At 69.9% G+C, this 20,499-nt stretch carries 15 protein-coding genes; 11 read left to right on the top strand and 4 right to left on the bottom strand.

Annotation, left to right across the window (positions count from 1 at the left end; genetic code table 11):
* The first annotated feature begins 57 nt into the window (after positions 1-57).
* Together OG230_RS08485 and OG230_RS08480 are read left to right on the top strand one after the other, a co-directional pair.
* Complete coding sequence (locus OG230_RS08485; protein WP_328909522.1) at positions 58-348, top strand: sulfurtransferase TusA family protein; 291 nt, start codon at positions 58-60, stop codon at positions 346-348.
* Entirely contained in the window at positions 348-3,764 is a 3,417-nt protein-coding gene (locus OG230_RS08480) for a S8 family serine peptidase (protein WP_328909521.1), read from the top strand. The genes OG230_RS08485 and OG230_RS08480 overlap by 1 nt, the downstream gene beginning before the upstream one ends.
* A gap of 22 nt (positions 3,765-3,786) precedes the next feature.
* Here OG230_RS08480 and OG230_RS08475 read toward each other — a convergent pair whose 3' ends face one another.
* From OG230_RS08475 to OG230_RS08465, 3 genes are all read right to left on the bottom strand, one after another.
* Entirely contained in the window at positions 3,787-4,758 is a 972-nt protein-coding gene (locus tag OG230_RS08475; protein ID WP_328911344.1) for a COX15/CtaA family protein, read from the bottom strand.
* Positions 4,759-4,831: 73 nt separating this feature from the next.
* Positions 4,832-5,599, bottom strand: a complete 768-nt coding sequence (locus tag OG230_RS08470; RefSeq protein WP_328909520.1) for an ABC transporter permease — start codon at positions 5,597-5,599, stop codon at positions 4,832-4,834.
* Positions 5,596-6,576, bottom strand: a complete 981-nt coding sequence (locus OG230_RS08465; protein ID WP_328909519.1) for an ABC transporter ATP-binding protein — start codon at positions 6,574-6,576, stop codon at positions 5,596-5,598. Before OG230_RS08465 ends, OG230_RS08470 begins: the two co-directional genes overlap by 4 nt.
* Before the next feature lie 343 nt (positions 6,577-6,919).
* On the opposite strand from OG230_RS08465, the gene OG230_RS08460 reads away from it, so the two are divergent.
* The 9 genes from OG230_RS08460 (at position 6,920) to OG230_RS08420 (ending at position 17,275) form a co-directional block, all read left to right on the top strand.
* Complete coding sequence (locus tag OG230_RS08460) at positions 6,920-10,507, top strand: S8 family serine peptidase (protein ID WP_328909518.1); 3,588 nt, start codon at positions 6,920-6,922, stop codon at positions 10,505-10,507.
* A 197-nt stretch (positions 10,508-10,704) separates the two neighbouring features.
* Entirely contained in the window at positions 10,705-11,445 is a 741-nt protein-coding gene (locus tag OG230_RS08455; RefSeq protein ID WP_328909517.1) for a helix-turn-helix transcriptional regulator, read from the top strand.
* On the top strand, positions 11,442-12,863 hold the full coding sequence (sufB, locus tag OG230_RS08450) for a Fe-S cluster assembly protein SufB (protein ID WP_328909516.1): 1,422 nt from the start codon (positions 11,442-11,444) through the stop codon (positions 12,861-12,863). Before OG230_RS08455 ends, sufB begins: the two co-directional genes overlap by 4 nt.
* Positions 12,864-12,922: 59 nt before the next feature.
* Positions 12,923-14,104 (top strand): Fe-S cluster assembly protein SufD, encoded by a 1,182-nt coding sequence (sufD, locus tag OG230_RS08445; protein WP_328909515.1) that lies wholly within the window; start codon positions 12,923-12,925, stop codon positions 14,102-14,104.
* Positions 14,104-14,421 (top strand): bifunctional 3-phenylpropionate/cinnamic acid dioxygenase ferredoxin subunit, encoded by a 318-nt coding sequence (locus OG230_RS08440; RefSeq protein ID WP_328909514.1) that lies wholly within the window; start codon positions 14,104-14,106, stop codon positions 14,419-14,421. Before sufD ends, OG230_RS08440 begins: the two co-directional genes overlap by 1 nt.
* A 7-nt stretch (positions 14,422-14,428) precedes the next feature.
* Positions 14,429-15,193 carry a Fe-S cluster assembly ATPase SufC gene (gene sufC, locus OG230_RS08435; protein ID WP_328909513.1) on the top strand — a complete coding sequence of 255 codons (765 nt, stop codon included), beginning with the start codon at positions 14,429-14,431 and terminating at the stop codon, positions 15,191-15,193.
* Positions 15,190-16,458, top strand: coding sequence for a cysteine desulfurase (locus tag OG230_RS08430; RefSeq protein ID WP_328909512.1), 1,269 nt, complete (start codon positions 15,190-15,192; stop codon positions 16,456-16,458). Before sufC ends, OG230_RS08430 begins: the two co-directional genes overlap by 4 nt.
* 26 nt (positions 16,459-16,484) lie before the next feature.
* Positions 16,485-16,940 carry a Fe-S cluster assembly sulfur transfer protein SufU gene (gene sufU / locus OG230_RS08425; RefSeq protein ID WP_328909511.1) on the top strand — a complete coding sequence of 152 codons (456 nt, stop codon included), beginning with the start codon at positions 16,485-16,487 and terminating at the stop codon, positions 16,938-16,940.
* Positions 16,937-17,275 carry a metal-sulfur cluster assembly factor gene (locus OG230_RS08420; RefSeq protein WP_328909510.1) on the top strand — a complete coding sequence of 113 codons (339 nt, stop codon included), beginning with the start codon at positions 16,937-16,939 and terminating at the stop codon, positions 17,273-17,275. The genes sufU and OG230_RS08420 overlap by 4 nt, the downstream gene beginning before the upstream one ends.
* 91 nt (positions 17,276-17,366) lie before the next feature.
* Here OG230_RS08420 and OG230_RS08415 read toward each other — a convergent pair whose 3' ends face one another.
* The gene (locus OG230_RS08415) at positions 17,367-20,453 is read right to left on the bottom strand and encodes an EAL domain-containing protein (RefSeq protein ID WP_328909509.1); all 3,087 of its coding nucleotides are present in this window, start codon (positions 20,451-20,453) and stop codon (positions 17,367-17,369) included.
* Positions 20,454-20,499 lie beyond the last annotated feature (46 nt).

The raw sequence follows: 20,499 nt of genomic DNA, 5'->3' as shown, positions 1-20,499 counted from the left end.
TGGCCCCCGCCTACGGTCGGCGGGCCGAAGTGCCCAGGCCGTCCCGAGGAGCCGTCCATGCCCGTACGCCCGACCGCCGAGGACACCCCGCCCCCCGCGGTGGTCGTCGACGCCGGCGGCGAGCCGTGGGAGCGCGTCGAGCCGCTGCTGACGCGGCGCGTGGAGGCGCTTCCCCGCGCGTCGGTGCTGGAGCTCCTCGCCACCGGACCGGGCGTGCACACCGCCCTGCCCGGCTGGTGCGCGGCCCGGGGTCACGCGCTGAGCGCGGGCCCGCGGAACGGTGCCGCCTCGGTGTTCCGGATCGCCAAGAACACACTCCCTGCCGTCCCTTCACCCCCGGAGATGTGATGAGACCCTCACGACCCCCTTCCCGTCGTCGCATACGGCTGGGCGCCCTGCTCGCCGCGGCCCTGGCCGTCACCACGGTGATGCAGGGCGGCGGTGCGGCGGGCGCCGGGCCCGCGCCCGCCGGCACTCCCGCAGCCCCGCCCGCCGGGGCGAGGTCGCACACCCTTCCGCTGATCACGGGCGACACCGTGCGGGTCTGGCAGCTGCCGGGCGGCAAGCGGGGGGCCGTGCTGGAGCCCGGCCCGGGCCGGGCGGGCACCCAGGCGATCACCACGGACCGGAACGGCTCGCTGTCCGTGGTGCCGCTGGACGCATGGGCGTTGCTGCAGTCCGGGCGCCTGGACACGGCCCTCTTCGACATCGACACCCTCGAAGCCCAGGGCCTTCGCAACGGCGGCGAGCTGCCGCTCATCGTCGACTACCCGTCGTCCGGGGCCCGTTCCCTGACCGCGGCCACGGTCCCCGAGGGCCTGGAGAACAGCCACCGACTGGAGAGCATCGGCGCGATCGCGGGTACGGCCGACCGTGCGGGAGCCGTCGACCTGTGGAAGGACCTGACCGCGGAGAGCGGCCCGGCAGCCGCCACCGCGCGCACCACACTCTCCGGCGGTGTCAGCCGGGTGTGGCTGGACCGCATGGTGAAGGCATCGCTCGACCGGTCGGTGCCGCAGATAGGCGCGCCCGAGGCATGGCAGGCCGGGTACGACGGCAAGGGTGTCAAGGTCGCCGTGCTCGACACGGGCGTCGACCCCACCCACCCGGACGTCAAGGACGCGCTCGTCGAGAGCCGCAACTTCACTCCTGACGCGGACGCCGTCGACCACTACGGGCACGGCACCCATGTCGCCGCCACCGTCGCGGGCAGCGGGGCGGCCTCCGGCGGACGGCTCAAGGGCGTGGCTCCCGGAGCGCAGATCCTGAACGGCAAGGTGCTCGCGGACCGAGGGGGCGGTCAGGCCTCATGGATCATCGAGGGAATGGAGTGGGCCGCTGCCTCCGGGGCCGACATCATCTCCATGAGTCTGGGCGGCCCGGCCGGCCGCGTGGACGCCGGTGACCCGATGGTCGAGGCCGTCGACCGGATCAGCAAGGACAGCGGCACCCTGTTCGTCATCGCGTCCGGTAACGACAGCGGTGCGGTCTCCACGCCCGGCGTCGCGGACTCGGCGCTCACCGTCGGGGCCGTCGACAAGCAGGACGTGCTCGCGGCCTTCTCGAACTTCGGCCCCCGGCTCGGTGACTCGGCGCTCAAGCCCGACATCACCGCTCCCGGCGTCGGCATCGTCGCCGCTCGCGCCGCGGGCACCAGCCTCGGCACCCTGGTCGGTGACCAGTACACGACCCTCAGCGGTACGTCGATGGCGACCCCGCACGTCGCCGGGGCCGCCGCCCTCCTCGCCCAGCAGCACCCCGACTGGACGGGACAGCAGCTCAAGGCTGCCCTGATGTCCTCCGCCGAGCCCAGCAGCGCGGTCACCGCGTGGAAGCAGGGCGCGGGCCGGGCGGACGTCGCCCGGGCGGTGCGCCAGAACGTCACCGTGGACGGCAACGTCTCCTTCGGGCTGCTGCCGTTCGCCAGGCCCTACGCGAAGGCGGAGCGCACCCTGACCTACCGCAATCAGGGTGACGGGCCGGTGACCCTGGATCTGAGCGCCGACTTCGCGCGGACGAGCGGCGGGGCCGGCAAGGCCGGTCTCGTCCTGTCCGCCGACCGGATCGAGATCCCCGCGGGCGGCGCAACAGACGTCACCGCCTCGTTCGCACCGCAGAGCGGTGACCAGGGCAGCTGGGCCGGCAGGATCACCGCCACCGCGGCCGACGGGGTGCGCGTCACCGCCGCGGTCGGCGGCGTCGTTCAGACCCCGATCAGCCGGCTCTCCGTCACCGGCACGGACCGTGCGGGCGCACCCGCGGCAGGCGCGTCCGGCTGGCTCGTCATGAACCTCGACACCGACTCGGTCGAGTACCGCTCCTTCGACGCCGAGGGCAGGGACCACCAGGACCTGCCGGCCGGCCGGTACAGCGTCTGGTCGTGGATCGTCACCCCGGGCAAGGACGGCGGGGCACCCTCGCTCAGCCTCGACCCGGTGCCCGATCTGACCGTCGGTGAAGACCCGATCTCGCTCGATTTCGACGCCCGCGACGACGTGCGGCTGTCCGTCGTGACTCCGCGGTCCACCGACCGCAGGGAACTCACCGTCGGTGTCTTCCGCACGGACTCCTCCGGGCAGCGCTTCCTCACCCAGTACTTCGGTGCGGGGGCGGCGAGCGACGTCTACGTCCAGCCGGGCGGGACGGCCGTGAGCGTCGGCAACTTCGAGCTGACCAGCCAGTGGTTCCTCACCGAGGCGGGCAAGTCGCCCGCCGACGCCTCGTACACGTACGACCTGATGTTCGCCGAGAAGAGGAAGGTCGGCCAGGACCTGAGCTACCGCCCGGACAGCACCAACACCGCCACCGTGCGCGCCCGCTACTTCGCGCCGGGAGGCCCGGAGACGGCAAAGGTCGAACACCAGTCCCGGATGCTCATGCGCCCCTACGGCACGTACATCAATATCTCGGGACGCATGGTCACCCTGGGCAAGGAGCGGACCGAGTACCTGACGGCCGACCGGCTGGTCTCCTTCCAGGACAAGGTCACTGTCAGCGGCGCCGACGGTTCCTATCGGACGTCGGCGTACGACGGCAATCGCAGCTATACACCCGGTGCCAAGGAGGACATGGACTACTTCGGCCCCGTGGTGCGGCCCGCCCTGGACACCACGGGGACCTACCAGCCGTACCGGCTCAAGGACACCTTGGCGGTGCACGTACCGGAATGGGTGGACGGCTCCGACCAGCATCGGACCCGGGCCGTGGGCGCGTACGACAGGACTGCCGGACGCATCTACCGCAATGGTGAACTGCTGCGGAGCGGGGCGGGCATCTGGGGCCTGACGGCCACCACGCCCGAGAAGGCCTCCTACCGGATGGAGCTCGACGTCGACCGCACCGCGTCCTGGTGGACCCGGTCCACCTCGACGCGCACGGCCTGGACGTTCGTCTCCGAGCGCCCGGCCGACGGAGTGAAGGCGGGAATCCCGCTGCTGTCGGCGGACTACTCGCTGCCCTCGGTCCGGATGGACGGCACCGTGCCGGAAGGCCACGCCGTACCGTTCACCGTCGGCATGCGGCGCCCGGCCGGAGCGCCGGAGCCGACGGTCGGGGAGCTGACGGTCGAGGTCTCGTACGACGGGGGTACGACCTGGACCGCGGCACCCGGTGAACGCGACGGGAACCGGCTCACCGGCGCGATCACCCCCCCGAAGGAGGGCCTGGGCGACGGCTTCGTGGCCCTGCGGGTGAAGGCGGCCGACACCGAGGGCAACGCGTTCGAGCAGACCGTGCTGCGCGCGGTCCAGTACGCCGCGAAGTAGCGGCGCGGACGGCTCGCGGGCGTCAGCTCGCGACGGTCACGGCCGGGGTCTCCTGCGCGGGGATGCCGGCCGTGACCTGCGGGCGCTCCCGCATGCTCAGGAACAGGCGGAGCACGGCGACCCACATCAGCGAGGAGCCGAGCATGTGGACGGCCACCAGGATCTCGGGGACGTCGCTGAAGTACTGCACGTAACCGATCGCGCCCTGCGCCAGCAGCACGACCAGCAGGTCGCGGGCGCGCGCCCGGGTGTCCACGGGAGCGTCCACCACCCGCAGCGCCAGCCACATGGCGATGGCCAGGGCACAGACCACCCACGCGGCGATGGCGTGCACGTGTGCGGCGGCGGACCAGTCCCACGGCATGCGCGGTACGTCGCTGCTGTCACCGGCGTGCTTGCCCGAACCGGTCACCGTCGTGCCGAGAGCGATCAGGACCACCGTGGTGGCGACGATCGCCCAGGACAGGCCGCGCACCGGCCGCGGGGCACGCGGGCGGGGTGCGCCGTCGCCCTCGCCGACCCGCACCCAGGTGATGACGGTGACCGCGAGCAGGCAGTTGGCGAGCAGGAAGTGACCGGCCACCGTCCACGGGTTGAGGCCCGCCCAGACCGTGATACCGCCGAGGACGGCGTTCCCCATCACGAGCCAGAACTGCGACCAGGCGAGCCGGGTGAGACTGCGACGGCGGGGCTTGGCGGAGCGCACCGCGATGATCGCCCAGCCGACGGCGGCCGACAGGACGTAGGTCAGCATGCGGTTGCCGAACTCGATCGCGCCGTGCAGCCCCTGCTCGGGCGTGGCGAAGAGGCTGTCGTCCGTGCACTTGGGCCAGGTGTCGCAGCCCAGACCGGAACCGGTCAGCCGGACGGCCCCACCCGTGATGATGATGAACACGCTCATCACGACTGCGGAGAGAGCGGCGCGCCGGACCACCTCGTTGGACGGAGTCCAGCGCTTGGCGATGTAGGAGAGGGGGGTTTCCACGCGGACCATCGTAGGCGGGGGCTTGTGCATGTTTTCACGAGGGGTGCGTTATGCCCGAATGCCGTCGGTCACAGCCGGGCGCCTACTCCCAGCGGAAGAACCTCGCCGCGGCTCCCAGCCCGAGCACCGACCACACCGCGAGGATTCCGGCCTCGCCCCAGGGCATCGGGGCGCCGTGCTGGAGGACGTCCCGCAGGCCCTCGGAGAGGGCCGAGACCGGGAGCAGGCCCAGGACCGACTGGACCGTGTCCGGGAACTTGTCGAGCGGCACGATGATGCCGCCGCCCACGAGCAGCAGCAGAAAGACCAGGTTGGCGGCGGCGAGCGTCGCCTCCGCCTTCAGCGTCCCGGCCATCAGCAGCCCGAGGCCGGAGAACGCCGCGGTGCCCAGCACCAGGAGCAGCAGGACGGCGAAGGGGTTGCCCTCCGGGGACCAGCCGAGTGCGAACGCGATCACCGTGAGCAGCACGATCTGCAGCACCTCGGTGACCAGCACCGACAGGGTCTTCGAGGTCATCAGCGCCCAGCGCGGTAGCGGTGAGGCACCGAGCCGCTTGAGCACCCCGTAGCGCCGTTCGAAGCCGGTGGCGATGGCCTGGCCGGTGAAGGCCGTGGACATCACGGCCAGCGCGAGAACGCCGGGCGTCAGGAAGTCGACCGGCCGGCCCGTCCCGGTGTCCACGATGTCGACCGCGCTGAACAGCACGAGGAGCAGGGTCGGGATGATCACCGTGAGGAGCAGCTGCTCGCCGTTGCGCAGCAGCATTCGCGTCTCCAGCGCCGTCTGCGCGGCGATCATGCGGGACAGCGGGGCCCCGCCCGGACGGGGGGTGTACGTACCGGCGCTCATGCGCGCAGCTCCTTGCCGGTCAGTTCCAGGAAGACGTCCTCGAGCGTGTGCCGCTCCACGGCGATACCGGAGGGCATCACTCCGTGCTGGGCACACCAGGAGGTCACGGTGGCCAGCAGCTGCGGGTCGACCTCTCCCGTGATGCGGTACGCGCCGGCGACCGGCTCGGCCGCCTCGGAACCGTCGGGCAGCGCCTTGAGCAGCGAGCCGAGGTCGAGGCCGGGACGGCCGGTGAAGCGCAGGGTGTTCTCGGCGCCGCCGCGGCAGAGCGACTCCGGGCTGCCCTGGGCGATGACCCGGCCCGCGTCGATGATCGCGACGTCGTCGGCGAGCTCCTCGGCCTCGTCCATGAAGTGGGTGGTCAGGACGACCGAGACGCCGTCGGCGCGCAGTTCCCGTACGAGATCCCAGGTGGAGCGGCGGGCCTGCGGGTCCAGGCCCGCGGTCGGCTCGTCCAGGAAGACCAGCTCGGGGCGGCCCACGACGGCCATCGCCAGGGCGAGCCGCTGCTGCTGGCCGCCGGAGAGCCGGCGGTAGGTGGTACGTCCGCAGCTGCCGAGGCCGAGCCGTTCGATCAGGGCGTCGACGTCCAGCGGGTGCGCGTACAGCCTGGCCATGTGGCGCAGCATCTCGTCGGCCCGCGCACCGGAGTACACCCCGCCCGACTGGAGCATCACCCCGACCCGGGGGCGCAGTGCCCCGGCGTCGGCGACCGGGTCGAGGCCGAGGACGCGTACGGTCCCGGCATCCGGCTTCCGGTAGCCCTCGCAGGTCTCGATGGTGGTGGTCTTGCCTGCCCCGTTGGGGCCGAGGACCGCGGTGACCGCGCCGGCCCGGACATCGAGGTCGAGGCCGTCCACCGCGGTCTTGGTGCCGTACCGCTTCACCAGGCCGGCGACCTCAACAACAGGGTGCGACGCGGAGCGTCTCGATGAGGGGTGGTCGCCGGGCGACGGGCGGGCCGACTCGCTGTTCATGGCCGGTAAGTCTAGGCAGTGACCGGGGGCCCCGGCGGCGCGGGTCCCGGGAACCCGATTTCGCCAATGTGGGGCCGGGCCGGGCACGGGTCCCGTCGCGGAAGCCGTGGGTACTTGCCCATGGGAAACCCCGGCACACCCCAAAGTTCGGCCAATTACGTCCGGGGCTCTTCCGTGCGCTCTACCGCGCCGCGCCCCATCTCCCTCATGCTCCTCCCTGAGCTCAAGCGCTTGCTGTGCCCCCCACACGTTCCAGCGGGCAGCGGCAGCTGTGAGCGGCACCCGCGCCTGTTCCTTCATCCCCTACGGCGGGAGAACCCCGCCGATCTCTGAAGGAGAGCTCGTGATCAGACGTTCCCTGCGTCTCAGACGGCGGTCCGCCGCCGCACTCCTCACCGCCGCGGCGACCGCATTACCCCTGATGATCGGCGCCCTGCCGGCCCAGGCACGGACGGACGACCCCGCGCCGCGGTCCGCCTACCAGGACAAATCCGAGAGCAAGGTGCTCAAGCAGTTCGCCGAGCGGGACAAGGTGACCTTCTGGGTCGGCCTCGCGGAGGAAGCGGACGTGGCGTCCGCCCGCTCCGCGAAGGGCAAGACCGCCAAGGCCCGCGCCGTCCTCGAAACGAAGACCGCGTTCGCCAGGAAGTCCCAGGCCGGAGTCATCGCGCTGGCCAAGGACGCCGGAGCGGCGTACAAGTCGTTCTGGATCGCCAACACCGTGCAGATCACCGGTGACAAGGCGCTCGCCGAGAAGATCGCGGCCCGTCCGGACGTGGCCTCCATCGAGGCCGACGACCCGGTCACGATTCCCGACCCCCTGCCCGGCACCAGCGAGCCCGAGGTCGACGCCGTCGAGTGGAACCTCGACCGGATCAACGCCCCCAAGGTCTGGAACGACCTGGGCGTACGCGGTGACGGCATCGTCGTGGCCAACATCGACAGCGGGGTCCAGTTCGACCACCCGGCGGTCGCGGCCAAGTACCGGGGTCTGAAGTCGGACGGCACGTACGACCACGCCTACAACTGGTTCGACCCGACCAAGGTCTGCACGGGCACCGCGCCCTGCGACAACAACGGCCACGGCACCCACACGATGGGCACCATGGTCGGTGACGACGGCGCCGGCAACCAGGTGGGCGTCGCCCCCGGCGCCCGGTGGATCGCCGCCAAGGGCTGCGGCACCAGCTCCTGTGCGCGGGAGACGCTCCTCGCCTCGGGCCAGTGGGTCGTCGCGCCCACGGACGCCTCGGGCGCCAACCCGCGGCCCGACCTCGCGCCGGACGTGGTGAACAACTCGTGGGGCGCCAACGTCATCGACACCTGGTACAAGGACACCGTCCAGTCGTGGCGTGACGCGGGCATCTTCCCGGCCTTCTCCAACGGCAACGCCGGCCCCGGCTGCAACACCTCGGGCTCGCCCGGCGCCTACGCGAACAGCTACTCCTCGGGCGCCTTCGACATCAACAACGCCATCGCGAGCTTCTCCTCGCGCGGCACCGGCGAGGCCGGCACGATCAAGCCGAACCTCTCCGCGCCCGGCGTCAACGTCCGTTCCTCGTGGATGGGCGGCGGCTACAACACCATCTCCGGTACGTCGATGGCCTCCCCGCACACCGCCGCGACCGCGGCACTGATGTGGTCGGCCTCGCCCGCGATCCGCGGCAACGTCGTCGAGACCGAGAAGCTCCTCGACCAGACCGCGATCGACACCGACAACACGACCTGCGGCGGCACCGCGGCCAAGAACAACGTCTGGGGCGAAGGACGCCTCGACGCGTACGCCGCGGTCAGCGCCACCCCGCGCGGCCCGCTCGGCGCGCTCGGCGGCACGGTCGGCTCCGGTGGCGCGGTCGTCGCGGACGCCACCGTGACCCTGGACGGACCGATGAAGTCCACCGTCACCACCGGAGCGGACGGTTCCTACGCCCTGCCCAAGGTGATGGTCGGCGACTACCGGATCACTGTCTCCAAGTTCGGATTCCACGCCACCGAGTCCACGGCCACGGTCGTCGAGAACGAGACGACGACCAAGGACTTCACGCTGGAACAGGCGCCCAGCGCGACGCTCAGCGGCACCGTGAGGACCGAGGCGGGCGCCGAGGCCGGCGCGAACGTCGTGGTCCAGGGCACCCCGGTGAAGACGGTCTCGGCCGCCGACGGCACGTACACGGTGACCCTGCCGGTCGGCACGTACAACGTGGCCGTCACTCCGGTCAGCCGCTGCGCCACGGGAACGAGCGTGAGCGTGGAGCTGACCGCGTCGGCCACCAGGGACATCGACCTGGCCAGCCGCGAGGACACCTTCGGTACGACCTGCCTCACGGGCACGGGTGCCTTCCCGACGGGTGACACCAAACTGGCGATGTCCAGCGCGACGACCGGTTCGGCCCGCTTCGACCTGCCGTTCCCGGTCGGCCTGTACGGAAAGACGTACCGCGCCGCCACCGCCACCACCGAGGGCGTCCTCGCGTTCGGCACCGTCAGCACCTCGTCGACGAACGCCAGCCTGCCGACCACGGGAACTCCCAACGGCGCGCTCTACCCCTTCTGGGACAACCTGCAGATCGACAGCAGCTCCACCACGTCCGGGGTCTACTGGGCGGCCCGCGGCACCGCGCCGCACCGCTCGGTGGTCGTCGAGTGGCGGGACGTGCAGATCACCTCCTCCACGGCCCAGCGCATCAGCTTCGCCGCGGTCATCGGTGAGGACGGTGCCGTCTCCTACCACTACAAGGACATCGGTGACGGCACGCTGGAGAACGGCTCCACCGCCACCGTCGGCATCGAGAGCGACACCGGCACGGACGCCCTGCTGTACTCGTACAACCAGGCGGCCGTCACCGACGGCATGACGCTCTCCTTCAGCACCAGCAGGAGTGCCGTGGTGGCCGGTACGGTCACCGACGACAACGACGGCGCGCCGGTCGCGGGCGCCACCGTGAAGGTCGGCCAGGCCGGTACCGCCGTCGCCACCGGCACCACGGGCGCCGACGGCAGCTATCTCGTCCAGGTCCCGGCGGGCACCACGGAGTCCGGGTACGACGTCACGGTCGTGGCGGACCACTACTCCGGTGTCACGGCGGAGCGCGGGCTGAAGGCCAAGGACATCGCCGTGGCCGACGCCGTGCTGAAGACCGGCCGGGTCGCGGCCTCGGCGGCCGACTACGCGCTGGTCGTCCCGGCGGACCAGGACCGCACCCGCACGCTGACCGTGAGCAACACGGGCACGGCCACGCCGTACACGGTGCGGGAGAGCGGCGACGCTTCCTGGGTCACGGTCACGCCCGCCTCCGGCGAGCTGGCCGAGGGCGCCGAGCAGAAGCTGGAGCTCACCTTCGACACCACGGGCGCCACCCCGGGCTCGGTGCTCACCGGCACCCTGCTCGTCTCCTCGGAGAGCGGCAGGGCGCCCGTCGTCGAGATTCCGCTGAAGATCGTCGTCCCGGCCTACCAGGCGGCGCTCGACACCGGAGCCACCGGCTCGGCCACGGACCTGCTCGGTGACAGCTGGGGACCGGACCGCGCGTACGCGGCCGGCTCGTACGGCTACATCGGCACCACGAGCAGGATCAGCACGACGAGGACCATCTCCGGCACGAGCGAGCAGGCGCTGTACCGCAGCGCCCGCACCGGCGCGCTGGAGTACCGCTTCGACAACGTCCCGAACGGCGTCTACCGCGTCGAGCTGGGCTTCGCGGAGGTCAGCGGCACCAAGCCGGGGGCCAGGGTCTTCGACGTGCTCGCCGAGGGCAGGGAGTTCGTCCCCAACCTCGACATCGCGCTGGAGAAGGGCACGTACACGGCCCTGGACAAGACCCTCACGGTCGAGGTCACCGACGGCCAGCTCAACGTGCGGCTGTCGGCCATTCAGGGCAAGTCCCTGGTGAACTCCATCCGGGTTTCGCAGCGGCCGGACCTGACCGGCTGAACCACCGCCGGCTGCCCCGCCGGACACCGCGGCCCGCCCGGCACCTGCCGGGCGGGCCGCGGTGCGGCGCCGTCGCCTGCGCACCGGGATTGATCATTTCCGCAGGTCAACTTAGGTATGCCTAAGTGATGAACCCCATCAGGCCATGATCGGGGGCCGGGTTGTCAGGCCCCGGTGAATTACGCAACAATGGCGTTGTGAAATACGTTGGCGAGGCTCCGCAGGAGGAACTCGCGACCGGCGAGCGCTCGACGCGCAACCGGGTCGCGCGCTCCATCCTGGATCACGGCCCGTCCACCGCCGCCGATCTGGCGAAGCGCGTCCGGCTCACCCAGGCCGCCGTCCGCCGTCACCTCGACGCCCTCGTCTCCGACGGTGTCGTCGAGGCCCGCGACCAGCGGGTGTACGGGGCACGGACCCGGGGGCGTCCCGCCAAGGTGTTCGCCCTGACCGACTGCGGCCGGGACGCCTTCGACCAGTCCTACGACAAGCTCGCCGCCGACGCCCTGCGCTGGATCGCCGAGACCTCGGGCGACGAAGCGGTCATCGCTTTCGCCCGCGCCCGCATGGCCTCCCAGGCCGAGGCGTACCGCGCCGCGGTCGAGGCTGCGGACCCCGAGGATCGCACGGAGGCCCTGGCCAGGGCCTTGTCCGCGGACGGGTACGCTGCTACGGCGCGAAGTGCGCCCGGCCCGCAGCAGGGCGAGCAGTTGTGCCAGCACCACTGCCCGGTCGCGCATGTCGCCGAGCAGTTCCCGCAGCTGTGCGAGGCGGAGACGGAGATCTTCTCCAGCCTGCTCGGGACCCATGTGCAGCGTCTGGCCACCCTCGCCCACGGCGACGGCGTGTGTACGACGTACGTGCCGCGCAGCGGCCACGCATCACCACAGACCGCCACATCAGTATCTGCAAGCACTGCCGGGAGGAACCCCGCATGACGCTCCCCACGGAGACTGCCCACCCTGAGCTCGAGGGTCTGGGCACGTACGAATTCGGTTGGGCCGACTCCGACGCGGCAGGCGCTGCGGCCAAGCGCGGTCTCTCCGAGGCTGTCGTCCGCGACATCTCGGAGAAGAAGAACGAACCCGAGTGGATGCTGAAGCTGCGCCTCAAGGGCCTGAAGCTCTTCGGTAAGAAGCCCATGCCGAACTGGGGCTCCGACCTCTCGGGCATCGACTTCGACAACATCAAGTACTTCGTGCGGTCCACGGAGAAGCAGGCGGAGTCCTGGGAGGACCTGCCCGAGGACATCAAGAACACGTACGACAAGCTCGGCATCCCCGAGGCGGAGAAGCAGCGCCTCGTCGCCGGTGTCGCGGCCCAGTACGAGTCCGAGGTCGTGTACCACCAGATCAACGAGGAGCTGGAGGCGCAGGGTGTCATCTTCATGGACACCGACACCGCGCTGAAGGAGCACCCGGAGCTCTTCAAGGAGTACTTCGGCACCGTCATCCCGGTCGGCGACAACAAGTTCGCCTCGCTGAACTCGGCCGTGTGGTCCGGCGGCTCGTTCATCTACGTGCCGAAGGGCGTGCACGTCGAGATCCCGCTCCAGGCCTACTTCCGTATCAACACGGAGAACATGGGTCAGTTCGAGCGGACGCTGATCATCGTCGACGAGGACGCCTACGTCCACTACGTCGAGGGCTGCACCGCCCCGATCTACTCCTCGGACTCGCTGCACTCCGCGGTCGTCGAGATCATCGTGAAGAAGGGCGGCCGCTGCCGCTACACGACCATCCAGAACTGGTCGAACAACGTCTACAACCTCGTCACCAAGCGCGCCGTGGCGTACGAGGGCGCGACCATGGAGTGGGTCGACGGCAACATCGGCTCCAAGGTCACCATGAAGTACCCGGCCATCTACCTGATGGGCGAGCACGCCAAGGGCGAGACCCTGTCCATCGCCTTCGCCGGCGAGGGCCAGCACCAGGACGCCGGCGCCAAGATGGTCCACATGGCCCCGAACACCTCGTCCAACATCGTCTCCAAGTCGGTGGCGCGAGGCGGCGGCCGTACCTCCTACCGCGGTCTCATCGAGATCGGCGAGGGTGCGCCGGGCGCCAAGTCCAACGTGCTCTGTGACGCGCTGCTGGTCGACACCATCTCGCGCTCCGACACCTACCCCTACGTCGACGTCCGCGAGGACGACGTGTCGATGGGCCACGAGGCGACCGTCTCCAAGGTCTCCGAGGACCAGCTCTTCTACCTCATGAGCCGCGGACTCACCGAGTTCGAGGCCATGGCGATGATCGTGCGCGGATTCGTCGAGCCGATCGCCAAGGAGCTGCCCATGGAGTACGCCCTGGAGCTCAACCGGCTGATCGAGCTGCAGATGGAGGGTTCGGTCGGCTAGTACGCCTGCCGACCGCGTCCCCCGACTTCTTGAATCAGAAAGCGAGCACTACGACAGCCATGGCTGAGGCTCAGAACATTCCGGCGGGGTCCACCACCGCCGGGTCCATCGCGGTGGCCGCCGAGTCGACCGTCGCCACGCGCATGAGCGCGCCCCCCTCCTTCGACGTCGCGGACTTCCCGGTCCCGCACGGCCGCGAGGAGGAGTGGCGGTTCACGCCGCTGGAGCGCCTTCGAGGGCTGCACGACGGCACCGCGGTCGCCGCCGGTGACGGCGTGAAGGTCGCGATCGAGGCCCCGGAAGGGGTCACCGTCGAGACCGTCGGCCGCGAGGACTCGCGGCTCGGCAAGGCCGGCACCCCGGTGGACCGTGTCGCCGCCCAGGCGTACACGTCCTTCGAGCAGGCGTCGGTCGTCACGGTCGCCAAGGAGGCCGTGCTCACCGAGCCGATCCGGATCGCCGTGCACGGCGAGGGCGGCGTCGCCTACGGTCACCAGCTCATCGAGCTGGGAGCCTTCGCCGAGGCCGTCGTCGTCATCGACCACACGGGCGACGCGGTGCTCGCCGCCAACGTCGACTACGTGCTGGGCGACGGTGCCAAGCTCACCGTCGTCTCGGTCCAGGACTGGGACGAGCGGGCCGTCCACGTCGGTCAGCACAACGCGCTGATCGGCCGGGACGCCTCGTTCAAGTCGATCGTCGTCACCTTCGGCGGCGACCTCGTCCGCATCCACCCGCGCATCAGCTACGCGGGCACCGGCGGCGAGGCCGAGCTCTTCGGTCTGTACTTCACCGACAAGGGCCAGCACCAGGAGCACCGTCTCCTCGTCGACCACAACACCCCGCACTGCAAGTCCAACGTGGCCTACAAGGGCGCGCTGCAGGGCGACGGCGCGCACGCCGTATGGATCGGGGACGTCCTCATCCAGGCCAAGGCCGAGGGCACCGACACGTACGAGATGAACCGCAACCTCGTCCTCACGGACGGCGCCCGGGTCGACTCCGTGCCGAACCTGGAGATCGAGACCGGCGAGATCGTCGGCGCGGGTCACGCCTCCGCGACCGGCCGTTTCGACGACGAGCAGCTCTTCTACCTCCAGTCGCGCGGTATCCCCGCCGAGGAGGCCCGCCGCCTCGTCGTGCGCGGCTTCTTCGCCGAGCTGGTCCAGCAGATCGGTCTGCCGGACGTCGAGGCGCGTCTGCTCGACAAGATCGAGACCGAGCTGAAGGCGTCCGTCTGATGGCCTTCGTCAAAGCCTGTGCGCTGAGCGAGCTGGAGGACGACACCCCCAGGCGGGTGGAGCTCGACGGCACGCCGGTGTCCGTGGTGCGCACCGAGGGCGAGGTGTTCGCGATCAACGACATCTGCTCGCACGCGAACGTGTCGCTGTCGGAGGGCGAGGTCGAGGACTGCATGATCGAGTGCTGGCTGCACGGGTCGAGTTTCGATCTGCGCACCGGCAAGCCGTCCGGCCTTCCCGCGACGCGCCCCGTTCCCGTTTACCCCGTAAAGATCGAAGGGGACGATGTGCTCGTCTCCGTCACCCAGGAGACCTGAGTCACCCATGGCAACGCTTGAAATCCGCGACCTGCACGTCACCGTCGAGGCCGACAACGCCACGAAGACGATCCTCAAGGGCGTCGACCTGACCGTGAAGCAGGGCGAGACCCACGCCATCATGGGCCCCAACGGGTCCGGCAAGTCCACCCTCGCGTACTCGCTGGCGGGGCACCCCAAGTACACGATCACGAGTGGCACGGTGACCCTGGACGGCGAGAACGTCCTGGACATGACCGTCGACGAGCGCGCCCGCGCCGGTCTGTTCCTGGCCATGCAGTACCCGGTCGAGATCCCCGGCGTCTCCGTCTCCAACTTCCTGCGCACCTCCGCCACCGCCGTCCGCGGCGAGGCGCCCAAGCTGCGTACGTGGGTGAAGGAGGTCAAGGAGACGATGGCCGGCCTCCAGATGGACCCGGCCTTCGCCGAGCGCAACGTCAACGAGGGCTTCTCCGGCGGCGAGAAGAAGCGCCACGAGATCCTTCAGCTGGAGCTCCTCAAGCCGAAGATCGCCATCCTCGACGAGACCGACTCCGGCCTCGACGTCGACGCCCTGCGCGTCGTCTCCGAGGGTGTCAACCGGGTCCGCGAGACCGGCGAGGTCGGCACCCTGCTGATCACGCACTACACGCGGATCCTCCGCTACATCAAGCCCGACTTCGTGCACGTCTTCGCCAACGGCCGTATCGCCGAGTCCGGCGGTGCCGAGCTCGCGGACAAGCTGGAGAACGAGGGCTACGAGGCATACGTGAAGGGTGGCGCTTCCGCGTGACTGACGCCCGACAGGGGCTCTCCGGCCTCCTCGACACCGAGGCGATCCGCAAGGACTTCCCGATCCTGGACCGCACGGTCCACGACGGCAAGAAGATCGTTTACCTGGACAGTGCGGCGACCTCGCAGAAGCCGCGCCAGGTCCTCGATGCGCTGAACGCGTACTACGAGCGGCACAACGCCAACGTCCACCGTGGTGTGTACACCATCGCGGAGGAGGCCACCGCGCTGTACGAGGGTGCTCGCGACAAGGTCGCGGCCTTCATCAACGCGCCGAGCCGCAACGAGGTGATCTTCACGAAGAACGCCTCCGAGTCGCTCAACCTCGTGGCCAACATGCTCGGCTGGGCCGACGAGCCCTATCGGGTGGACCGCGACACCGAGATCGTCACCACGGAGATGGAGCACCACTCCAACATCGTGCCGTGGCAGCTGCTCTCGCAGCGCACCGGCGCGAAGCTGAAGTGGTTCGGCATCACCGACGACGGCCGCCTCGACCTGTCCAACATCGACGAGATCATCACGGAGAAGACGAAGATCGTCTCCTTCACGCTGGTCTCGAACATCATGGGCACGATCAACCCGGTCGAGAAGATCATCCGCCGCGCCCAGCAGGTCGGCGCGCTGGTCTGCATCGACGCCTCGCAGGCGGCCCCGCACATGGTGCTCGACGTGCAGGCGCTGCAGGCCGACTTCGTGGCCTTCACCGGCCACAAGATGGTCGGCCCGACCGGTATCGGCGTGCTGTGGGGACGGCAGGAACTCCTGGAGGACCTGCCGCCCTTCCTCGGCGGCGGCGAGATGATCGAGACCGTGTCGATGCACTCGTCGACCTATGCTCCCGCGCCCCACAAGTTCGAGGCGGGTACGCCCCCGATCGCCCAGGCCGTCGGCCTCGGTGCGGCCGTGGACTACCTCTCGGCGATCGGCATGGAGAACATCTACCGCCACGAGCACGCGATCACCGAGTACGCGGTGAAGCGCCTCCTGGAGGTTCCGGACCTCAAGATCATCGGTCCGTCGACCGCCGTGGACCGCGGTGCGACGATCTCCTTCACGCTCGGTGACATCCACCCGCACGACGTGGGTCAGGTCCTGGACGAGCAGGGCATCGCCGTCCGGGTCGGTCACCACTGCGCGCGGCCGGTGTGCCTGCGGTACGGAATTCCTGCGACGACGCGAGCGTCGTTCTATCTGTACTCCACGCCCGCCGAGGTCGACGCCCTGGTGGACGGCCTGGAGCACGTCCGGAACTTTTTCGGTTAAATGCCACAACTGCTGAGGGTTGACTGGTGAAGCTTGATTCCATGTACCAGGAAGTGATCCTGGACCACTACAAGCACCCCCACGGGCGCGGCCTGCGGGACGGCGACGCCGAGGTGCATCACGTCAACCCGACGTGTGGCGACGAGATCACGCTCCGGGTGAAGTACGACGGCGAGACCATCGCCGACATCAGCTACGAGGGCCAGGGCTGCTCCATCAGCCAGGCCAGTGCCTCCGTGCTGAACGATCTGCTCGTCGGCAAGCAGCTCGCCGAGGCGCAGAAGATCCAGGCCGCGTTCCTGGAACTGATGCAGTCCAAGGGTCAGCTGGAGCCGGACGACGCGATGGAGGAGGTGCTGGAGGACGCGGTCGCGTTCGCCGGTGTCTCCAAGTACCCGGCCCGGGTCAAGTGCGCGCTGCTGAGCTGGATGGCGTGGAAGGACGCGACGGCGAAGGCGCTGTCCGAAGGGAAGACCGCATGAGTGATCAAGAGACAGTCGCACTGAAGCCGGCCTCCGAGGACGAGGTCCGCGAGGCGCTCTACGACGTAGTCGACCCCGAGCTGGGCATCGACGTCGTCAACCTGGGCCTCATCTACGGCATTCACATCGACGACGCCAACATCGCCACCCTCGACATGACCCTGACGTCCGCGGCCTGTCCGCTGACCGATGTCATCGAGGACCAGGCGAAGTCCGCGACCGACGGCATCGTCAACGAGTTGCGGATCAACTGGGTCTGGATGCCGCCGTGGGGCCCGGACAAGATCACGGACGACGGCCGGGAGCAGCTTCGCGCGCTCGGGTTCAACGTCTGACGCTGCCGGTCCGGCGCGTACGGTCGCTCGCTGCGGGGCGTCTTCCCTTGTCGTGGATACGGCAGGGGCAGGCGCCCCGCAGTGCTGTCCGCTACACGCCCAGCCGGTGCGAGGAGCGCACGAGCCTCTCGGCCTCGGATGCCTCCATGGGCTGGGCGAAGAGGAAGCCCTGCCCGAGCGGGCAGCCCAGGGACGCCAGCAGATCGCGCTGGGTCCGGTTCTCGATCCCTTCGGCGATCACCACGATGCCCAGGGTCTCGGCGATGTTGGCGATGCCCTCGATGAGCGCGTACTGCTGGGTGGACACCCCGAGGCCGTCGATGAAGGACTTGTCGATCTTCAGGATCTTGATGGGGAACTCGCGGAGGTAACTGAGCGAGGAGTAGCCCGTTCCGAAGTCGTCGATGGCGATGCGGATGCCGAGGTCGGTCAGTTCCTTCATGCCGTCCAGGACGTTGTCGCCGCGGGTCATCAGCACGCTCTCGGTCAGCTCCAGGACGAGTGACTCGGGACCGATCCCCGAGGTTTCGAGGGCCCGCAGGGCCATGTCCACGAAGCCCGCGTCGCGGAACTGCCGGGCGGAGACGTTCACGCTGACATAGAGGGGCACGTCCGGTCTGCGGGCCCCGTCCGGCCTGCGGGTGTTCTCCCTGCGCCACCGGGCGGCGTCGGACGCGGCCTGGCGCAGCACCCAGGCGCCGAGCGGGACGATCCGGCCGCTCTCCTCGGCCAGCGCGATGAACTGTTCGGGGAGCACGACGCCCCGGGTCTTGTGCGGCCAGCGCACCAGCGCCTCGAAGCCCACGAGTTCGCTGCTGGCCAGATCGACGATCGGCTGGTAGCGCACGGCGAACGAGGTCTCGACGACCGTGGCGTCCAGGGACTCCTGGAGCTCGTGACGCTCCAGCAGGTCGCTCTGCAGCTTCGGCCGGTACCGGCGCCACTGGCACTTCCCCGCGGTCTTGGCCGAGTACAGCGCCAGGTCGGCGTGGGCGAACAGCTCGTCCGCGTCGACACTGTCCTCGGTGGTCGCGACGCCCACGCTGATGGAGACGTTGACCATGCCCGAGGACAGCCTGAACGGCTCTCTGAACGCCTCGACGACGTGGTCGCTGAACGTCTCGACGTCGCTCGGGGACATCGAGTCCCCGGTGAGCATGGCGAATTCGTCCCCGCCGATGCGCGCCACGGTGTCGGAGGCCCGGATCGTGGTGGCCAGCCGCAGGGACACGGCGACGAGGAGTTCGTCGCCCACGCCGTGCCCCAGCGTGTCGTTGATGACCTTGAAGTCGTCCACGTCGACGAACAGCACCCCGACCACGGTGCCTTCGCGCTGACCGCGTGTCAGTGCGTGACCGGTCCTGTCCTGGAAGAGCACCCGGTTCGCCAGCCCCGTCAGGGAGTCGTGGAAGGCGCGGTGCGTGAGTTCGCGTTCGAGCCGGCGGCGTTCGGTGACGTCCTGGAGGGTCAGGACGAGGCCGCCGACGGTGGGATCGTCCCGCAGGTCGCTGCACCGCACCTCGACCTCGATGAGGGCCCCGTCGCGCCGCCGGACCCGCCAGTCCTCACGGCGGTCCGACCAGTCCCGGGTGCGCATGTCGGCCAGCATCCGGACCATGGTCGGGGTCTCTCCGGGCGCGACCAGATCGGTCAGCCGGCGCCCCTTCAGGGACCGGTAGCCGAGCACCGGCAGCGCCGAGGAGCTGGCGTAGCGGACCCGCCCGTCCGCGTCCAGGATCAGAATGACGTCCGAGGCGTTGTGCACGAGCGTCCGGAAGTACGCCTCGCTGTCCCGGCGGTTGATCTCCTCGGCCAGACCGATGCGCTCGACGGCCAGCACCGCCTGGGCGGCGAGGGTCGCCAGTGTGGTCCGTACGTCGAGCAGTTCGCTCTCGACACCCGCCACCGCCAGGACGCCGAGTGTCATCTCGCCGGCCGGACGGTCCAGGACCAGGGGGCACAGCAGCGCGCTGGGGGCGTCCGGCAGGCCCGCGACGACGCCCGGATCCAGATCGGAGAGGGGCAGGGGGCGCTGTTCGCGGACCGCGGGCAGCGCGAGCGCCTCGTCGAGGGGACGGAGCGGTGCCGTCGTGTCCTCGTCTGCGTCCTCGCGGACGATCCGCAGCTCCTCCTCACGGTCACGGACCGCGAGGACGGCGGTGCGCCGCGGGCTGCGCATCAGGGTCGTGGCCGTGCCCTCGACGGCCTCCGCGACCTCCTCGACACTGCGCGCCCAGGCCAGCGACTCGATGCCCGTCCGCAGGACACGTTCCCTGGCGATCGCCTTGCGATGGTTCGTCACCACGCCTGCCAGCCGTGCGAGCACGAGGAAGAAGAGGACGGCGGAGAACGCGCCGACGACCCGGGCATCGGCCCCGCCGCCCTGCCCCGCGTCGAGCAGCAGTATCAGGGGAGCGATCAGTGAGGCGAGCATCAGCAGGCCCACCCGCGCGGGCGCGAGCGTCGGCGGCTGGACGGGCGCCGGCCGGGTCAGCGTCACCATGGACGGATGCAGTGCCGCAGCGCCCCAGCAGGTGTAGAGGACCGCCCAGCCCAGGTCGACAGCGGTGCCGATGCGCCAGGTGCCGTCGAGCTGGATCAGTCCGAACAGGACGTCGGAGATGAGAATCCCGAGCGTCCCGATGGTCAGCAGCTGAAGGGAACGGCTTCCTCCGGTACGGGGTGCGAGCAGGCGCGCCAGCATCGCCAGGACGAGGAGGTCCCCTAGCGGATAGGCGATGGAGAACGCCTTCTGGACCCAGGTCAGTTCGGGGTTGCGCACATACGGGACGATCAGATAGCTCCAGGAGAGCAGCGCCAGACCGGCCGTCAGGATCAGCGCGTCGATCAGGCTGCCCCGGTCGCGGCTCGCCGTCCGCCAGCGGATGAAGCCCAGTACCCCCGCCGCGTAGAGCGGGTACTGCGCCAGGTAGAAGCCGTCGGCGATGGACGGGAACGGATTCACCTGGTGCAGGTACTGGGTGTAGACGACGTTCATCAGCTCGCCCGTGAGGAAGCTGAGATTCGCTGCGGCGAGCAGAAGCCAGGAAACGTAATGCGAGGGCCGGTTGAGGAGGACGCCCACCAGAATGGCGAGGACTCCGCTGAGGCCCATCACCCCCCACCAGACCACCCGGGAGTCGGGAAAGACGTAATAGAGGGAGATGAGGAGGGCCATCCACACGAAATAGCCAATGAGGTGACGCGGGCGCACCTTGGGTGGC

The organism is Streptomyces sp. NBC_00234, assembly GCF_036195325.1.
In the GTDB taxonomy this organism is placed as follows: Bacteria; Actinomycetota; Actinomycetes; order Streptomycetales; family Streptomycetaceae; genus Streptomyces.
The sequence above is the reverse complement of the archived record's forward strand: the minus strand, read 5'-3'. Positions and strand labels throughout refer to the sequence as shown.

What these genes read in the sequence shown, in the direction of transcription:
- OG230_RS08480 (WP_328909521.1), top strand. Translation starts at nt 348, where the DNA reads ATGAGACCCTCACGACCCCCTTCCCGTCGTCGCATACGGCTGGGCGCC.
- sufB (WP_328909516.1), top strand. Translation starts at nt 11,442, where the DNA reads ATGACGCTCCCCACGGAGACTGCCCACCCTGAGCTCGAGGGTCTGGGC.
- OG230_RS08465 (WP_328909519.1), bottom strand. Translation starts at nt 6,576, where the DNA reads ATGAACAGCGAGTCGGCCCGCCCGTCGCCCGGCGACCACCCCTCATCG.
- OG230_RS08415 (WP_328909509.1), bottom strand. Translation starts at nt 20,453, where the DNA reads ATGGCCCTCCTCATCTCCCTCTATTACGTCTTTCCCGACTCCCGGGTG.
- OG230_RS08470 (WP_328909520.1), bottom strand. Translation starts at nt 5,599, where the DNA reads ATGAGCGCCGGTACGTACACCCCCCGTCCGGGCGGGGCCCCGCTGTCC.
- OG230_RS08485 (WP_328909522.1), top strand. Translation starts at nt 58, where the DNA reads ATGCCCGTACGCCCGACCGCCGAGGACACCCCGCCCCCCGCGGTGGTC.
- OG230_RS08475 (WP_328911344.1), bottom strand. Translation starts at nt 4,758, where the DNA reads ATGGTCCGCGTGGAAACCCCCCTCTCCTACATCGCCAAGCGCTGGACT.
- OG230_RS08420 (WP_328909510.1), top strand. Translation starts at nt 16,937, where the DNA reads ATGAGTGATCAAGAGACAGTCGCACTGAAGCCGGCCTCCGAGGACGAG.
- sufC (WP_328909513.1), top strand. Translation starts at nt 14,429, where the DNA reads ATGGCAACGCTTGAAATCCGCGACCTGCACGTCACCGTCGAGGCCGAC.
- OG230_RS08440 (WP_328909514.1), top strand. Translation starts at nt 14,104, where the DNA reads ATGGCCTTCGTCAAAGCCTGTGCGCTGAGCGAGCTGGAGGACGACACC.
- sufD (WP_328909515.1), top strand. Translation starts at nt 12,923, where the DNA reads ATGGCTGAGGCTCAGAACATTCCGGCGGGGTCCACCACCGCCGGGTCC.